Below are 3910 nucleotides of genomic sequence, written 5' to 3'. Positions count from 1 at the left end.
GTCGCTGCGTTGAACTTGGCGTGTCGCAGGCCTTGGTGGAGGCGCTCAGGTTCCTCCCAGGCCAGCAGAATCTGTGCCGCCGACCCGGCCTCCATGGATAGCAGGGCGCCTACAGGGATGGAGTCGCGCAGGCCAGAGGCGCGTTCCACCGCGGCGATGCAGACCCGAACCTCGCCCTGGCGGCGGAAAATCTGGGCTGACTCGCCCGAGCGGCTGAGCAGTGTATGCAGGATGGGCCCTGAGGCGGTCAGCAGTCGATCCTCGCCGGCGGCGGCGGCCAGCTCGGCGAAGCGGGAGCCTAGGACAAAGCGGCCATGCGCGTCCCGCAGTACGAAGCGGTGGCGCTCCAAAGCGATGGCCAGCCGGTGGGCCGTGGGTCGAGCCAATCCGGTGGCGTTGACCAGCTGGCCCAGGGTCATGGGGCCGGTCTCCAAAGTATCCAGAATTCGTACCGTCTTGTCCAGAACGCCGACGCCCGAATGAATCTCCTCCTGATGCATGTTCGGATCATTTGCGGAGGGGTATCTGTCGTCGTCGTTCATAGAAAGCGTGTCCATGGTTGAATTATGCCATCTCAGTATATGAAATGCAAAAGTTCATAACGGTTGGGCAGTTCCATACTCGGTGGTAAGAGGCCGGCGGGGTGCCGATAAGGTTGGCGCCCCGGCCGGTCGTAGGTTTTCAGGAGGCGATATGGGACGCACAATGGCGGAAAAGGTCTGGGCCGATCATTTGGTCAGAAAGGGCCAGGGAGGCGAGCCCGATCTGATCTACATCGATCTGCAGCTTATGCACGAGGTAACCAGTCCACAGGCTTTCGAGGGGCTGCGCTTGGCAGGCCGGAAGATCCGTCACTTGGACCAGGTCATCGCCACCGAGGATCACAACACCCCCACCATCGACATCGATCGGCCCATTGCCGACAAGGTTTCGGCCCTGCAGATCTCCACCCTGGAACGCAATTGCCGTGAGTTCGGCGTCCGTCTGCATCCATTGGGGGACGCGGACCAGGGCATCGTCCATGCTTTTGCACCCGTCCTGGGACTGACCCAGCCCGGCATGACCATCGTCTGCGGCGATTCGCATACCTCGACCCACGGGGCCTTTGGGGCCCTGGCTTTCGGCATCGGAACCTCCGAGGTGGAGCATGTTCTGGCCACCCAGACCCTGAGCCTGAAGCCTTTCAAGACCATGGCCATCACCGTCCGCGGCCAGCTCAAGCCCGGCGTCGGTGCCAAGGACGTCATTCTGGCTGTCATCGCCAAGATCGGCACTGGCGGCGGCCAAGGGCACGTTCTGGAGTACCGGGGCGATGCCATTCGGCGCATGTCCATGGATGCGCGCATGACCATTTGCAACATGTCCATCGAGGCCGGGGCGAGGGCCGGGATGATTGCACCCGACGAGACCACCTTCGCTTACCTGGAAGGGCGGCCGCACGCCCCTAAGGGGGCCATGTGGGAGCAGGCTCTGGACTACTGGCGGACCCTTCCCACCGATCCGGATGCAGTCTTCGACAAGGAGGTCATCCTGGATGCCGACCAGCTGACCCCCTACGTGACCTGGGGCACCAACCCCGGACAGGGCCTGCCCATAGGCGCTGATGTGCCTGTGCCGGAAAAGATCGCCGACCCAGCCAAGCGCCAGGCGGCCCAGGAAGCCATCGACTACATGGGTCTGAAGCCTGGGATGCCCATCCGGGACATCGCCGTGGACACCGTCTTCATCGGTTCCTGCACCAACGGGCGCATCGAGGATCTGCGCGCAGCGGCGGCCATCATGAAGGGGCACCACAAGGCCAAGAACCTGCATCGCGTCCTGGTGGTGCCGGCCTCTTCACGAGTTCGCATCCAGGCCGAAAAGGAGGGGCTGGATCGCATCTTCGAGGACTTCGGAGCCGAATGGCGCAACGCAGGCTGCTCCATGTGCCTGGGGATGAATCCCGACCAGCTGGTGCCGGGGGAGCGTTCCATTTCCACATCCAACCGCAACTTCCAGGGTCGTCAGGGCAAGGGCGGCAGGACGCATCTGGCCTCGCCCGAGGTGGCCGCTGCCACCGCCATCAGGGGAACCATCTGTTCGCCGGCCGATCTGTAAGCCCATCAATCATTCGTAATCGCCATCCAGAAGGCAGGAGGTCATCATGGAGCCACTTTCCGTTGTAACCGGGGTTGGAGTGCCCTTGCGCCGCTCCAACGTCGATACCGATCAGATCATCCCCGCCGTATTCCTGAAGCGGGTGAAGAAGACCGGCTTCGAGGATGCACTCTTCTATGCATGGCGAAGGGATCCGAATTTCGTGCTCAACCGGCCTGAATATTCAGGTGCTCGCATCCTGGTAGCCGGGCCGGACTTCGGCATCGGCTCCTCGCGCGAGCATGCGGTCTGGGCTCTGCGAGATTATGGCTTCCGCGTGGTCATTGCCCCCCGCTTCGCTGATATCTTCTATGGGAACACCGCCAAGAACGGGGTTCTGGCCGCCATCATGCCCCAGGAATCAGTGGAGTTGCTCTGGAAGCTCCTGGAGGAGGATCCTGGCACTGAGATGACTGTGGACCTGGGCGCTCGCACAGTCACTTGCGCGGATGTGACTCTGCCCTTCCAAGTGGACGACTACGTGCGATGGCGGCTCATGAATGGCTATGACGACATCGATCTGACCCTGCAGCACGAGGATGATATCCGTGCCTATGAGCGCATGAGGGCTGAGCGCTTCCCCTTCAAGCCGCGTACCCTGCCGGCGCAGCACATGCCCGAAGAGCCGGTCACTTCAGCCAGGGAGGGCCATATCGATTGGCCTGGGCCCCTGGCTGATCGCGGCATCATCTGACCGACGGGCCGTGCGCCCTCATATGAAAGTTTCCGCTCTTTTTCGCTTACCATGGAAAGTGACAGTCATTGGTCGACTGTGACCGGTTGGCAAACGAAGAGGGGCGGTTATCATGAGGCATAGCAGCGGCGATGTGCACGACTGGGGCGTTAGACGGGCAGTGAATGCCCTGAGTGCTTTCGCCTTCATCTACGTGGCCATCGAGACCCTGGCAGGCCTTTTGGGAGGCAAGGTTGTGCTGCCCGCACTCTTCCCGCATGCTTCCAAAGCGCAGCTCAACGGTCCTTTGGGGGACTGGACAGTGGTCACCTCCGTGGTGCTGGCCCTGTTGTTTGCTTTGATCAGTCAATGGCCGGTCATTGTAGGCCATGAACGGCATGGCCAGGACCAGGTGCGTTGGGTTACTGCGCGCCGATTCAGCCTGTTGGCGTTGATCATCGCCCTGGCCTGCTTCTTCCTCAGTCAGCTGGTGGCCAGTGCGGCTAACTCTGGACTAAACGCAATTCTGTCCGGTACTGGGCTGCACCCGCCGACCACACCTGACGACGGCGGTATGGAAACGCCGATCATGCTCTTCTATGGCATTCTTTTGGGACCTTTTGCCGAGGAGCTGGTCTTCCGCGGGGTCATCATGAACGGCTTGCGCCGCTTTGGTCGAGTCTTCGCCATCATTACCTCTTCTTTGCTTTTCGGATTCATGCATGGTTCCTTGGTCCAGGGTCTGTTCGGTTTCATTTCCGGCCTGGTTCTGGGCTATCTGGCCATGGAATACGGGCTGGTCTGGTCCCTGCTGGTGCACATGCTCAACAATGCCTTCTCCTCGGGTCTGCTGGCCAAGTACATGCCCCTGGCACCCGAGGTGGTTCGCATCGGCCTGGGCCTGCTCATGATCCTGGTGTTGCTGGTCGGTGTCGTCGGGCTGCTGTTCAAGATTCGGACTCTCCGTGATTACTGCCGCAGCAATCGCGCTCCCAAGGGAATCTACGCTTCTTGGAGGGCGCCCTGGTTCCTGCTCTTCTGCCTGGCGTGCCTGCTGATGGCCCTGAGCGAATTCGTACCAGGGCTGGCCTGACCGGACGG

Annotated in this window: 4 protein-coding genes; 3 read left to right on the top strand and 1 reads right to left on the bottom strand. The window is 61.5% G+C overall.

Going from position 1 to position 3910, the window contains the following annotated elements:
• A partial coding sequence (locus AC0AP0_RS09880) for an IclR family transcriptional regulator (RefSeq protein WP_490430338.1) occupies window positions 1–542 on the bottom strand: 542 nt, incomplete at its 3' end.
• Window positions 543–693: 151 nt separating this feature from the next.
• Between AC0AP0_RS09880 and leuC the strand changes: the two genes are divergently transcribed.
• From leuC to AC0AP0_RS09865, 3 genes are all read left to right on the top strand, one after another.
• Window positions 694–2097 (top strand): 3-isopropylmalate dehydratase large subunit, encoded by a 1404-nt coding sequence (gene leuC / locus AC0AP0_RS09875; protein ID WP_261254011.1) that lies wholly within the window; start codon window positions 694–696, stop codon window positions 2095–2097.
• A 46-nt stretch (window positions 2098–2143) separates the two neighbouring features.
• Window positions 2144–2830 (top strand): 3-isopropylmalate dehydratase small subunit, encoded by a 687-nt coding sequence (gene leuD / locus AC0AP0_RS09870; RefSeq protein ID WP_490430337.1) that lies wholly within the window; start codon window positions 2144–2146, stop codon window positions 2828–2830.
• A 112-nt stretch (window positions 2831–2942) separates the two neighbouring features.
• Window positions 2943–3902, top strand: a complete 960-nt coding sequence (locus AC0AP0_RS09865) for a CPBP family intramembrane glutamic endopeptidase (RefSeq protein WP_490430336.1) — start codon at window positions 2943–2945, stop codon at window positions 3900–3902.
• Window positions 3903–3910 lie beyond the last annotated feature (8 nt).

The sequence above is a fragment of the Bifidobacterium sp. POST2/T3 (B1) genome (assembly GCF_058197115.1).
This window is presented reverse-complemented; position numbering and strand designations above follow the sequence as displayed.